Raw genomic sequence first — 388 nt, 5'->3', positions numbered from 1 at the left:
AGGGGCCTCGCATTTGCGGGGCCCGTTTCGTTTCCGACTGTGCGAAGTGCTGGACCTCAGGCGATGCGATGGGTGCTCTTCACATCAAACCAATGCACATCCCCCACCCCGAAGGACGCGCCGATACGCTGACCGGTGCTGACCGGCACATTGGCCGGGCAACGCAGCACCAGGGACTGTCCGCCGCAGCGCGCATGCACCAGCAATTCCGCACCCAGCGCTTCGACCAGCTCCACATCCAGTGACAGCTGCGCAGCCGAGCCATCGAGGATGGGCAGCAGGTGTTCCGGCCGCACGCCCAGGATGCGCTCCTGGCCGGCCGCACCAGCCACCGGCTGCGGCAGGCGCACGGTAGCGGTGACCTCGCCCTTGCTGGCCTCGAAGCTGG

At 67.5% G+C, this 388-nt stretch carries 1 protein-coding gene; it reads right to left on the bottom strand.

The annotated features are described in order from the left end of the window. Positions 1 to 56 precede the first annotated feature (56 nt). The coding region (locus B3873_RS01285) for a TOBE domain-containing protein (protein ID WP_286863652.1) at positions 57 to 388 on the bottom strand (332 nt) is incomplete at its 5' end.

The sequence above is a fragment of the Herbaspirillum sp. UBA812 genome (assembly GCF_002296545.1).
GTDB classification, from domain to species: Bacteria; Pseudomonadota; Gammaproteobacteria; order Burkholderiales; family Burkholderiaceae_D; genus Herbaspirillum; species Herbaspirillum huttiense.
Note: the sequence above shows the minus strand (reverse complement) of the source record. Positions and strands in the feature narration are given on the sequence as shown.